Consider the following 829-nt stretch of genomic DNA (forward strand, 5'->3'; position numbering starts at 1 on the left):
GATTATTACAAAAAAGTTATTAAGAATTTAATTGATGATGGAGCTGAAGGAATAATATTAGGCTGTACAGAAATTGGATTATTAGTGAAAACAGAAGACTCAGAAGCTCCATTATTTGATACAACGTTTATTCACGCTATTGAATCAATAAATATGGCTTTAAATAAATAGTTTGATAGGACAGGTATCATTTCATAAGCAAGTTTCTTTTACTTTTTCAAAAAATAGAGCAACATTTCTACATTGAATGAGGTTTTCAAATTATTTAATTTAATCTAAAGTATGTAAATTAATACACTTAAACTAAAAGGTGCGATGCTTAAAGAAGCATCGCTTTACCTGCCTAAAAATATTACCTGTATAGATCCTGTCTAATACTTCCGCTTAGTTGGGCGTAAATACGTGTTGTTCACTTTTCTCATGAACGTCACCCTTATAGATCAAGCGAATTTCTAAGAACTCCTCAATTTTGCCCTCCTCGTAATTTTACTTTTCATTTTATAGTTGTACATTCAATCCAAAATGTAATTTTTTGTTCATGTTCTATTCACATAGCGATTATAAACTTTAGATATTAAAACGAGTGTGGAGGAATGAAAATGAACATCGCATGGAAGGAATTGAAAAAAAATAAATCAAGATTTTTAATTTTAGGATCAATTGTTTTTCTCATTAGTTTATTAACGTTTATTATATCCGGATTGGCAAATGGATTATCACAAGACAGTGCAGGAATAATAAAAGACTTGCCTGACGGTCAATTTTATATGACTAAAGATTCAGGTAAGACCTACAGCTTGTCAAGAATTGTGTGTCCGAAGTCGAGCCA

Annotated in this window: 1 protein-coding gene and 1 pseudogene; both read left to right on the plus strand. The window is 30.6% G+C overall.

All coding sequences use genetic code 11. The annotated features are described in order from the left end of the window. Positions 1-171 (plus strand): aspartate/glutamate racemase family protein (locus V7077_RS19515; RefSeq protein WP_335505017.1); only part of this gene is annotated, 171 nt, incomplete at its 5' end. 428 nt (positions 172-599) lie between these two features. Then, a pseudogene (locus V7077_RS19520) lies at positions 600-829 on the plus strand (ABC transporter permease); the annotation flags it as partial.

This window comes from Neobacillus vireti (assembly GCF_036962465.1).
GTDB classification, from domain to species: Bacteria; Bacillota; Bacilli; order Bacillales; family Cytobacillaceae; genus Neobacillus; species Neobacillus vireti_B.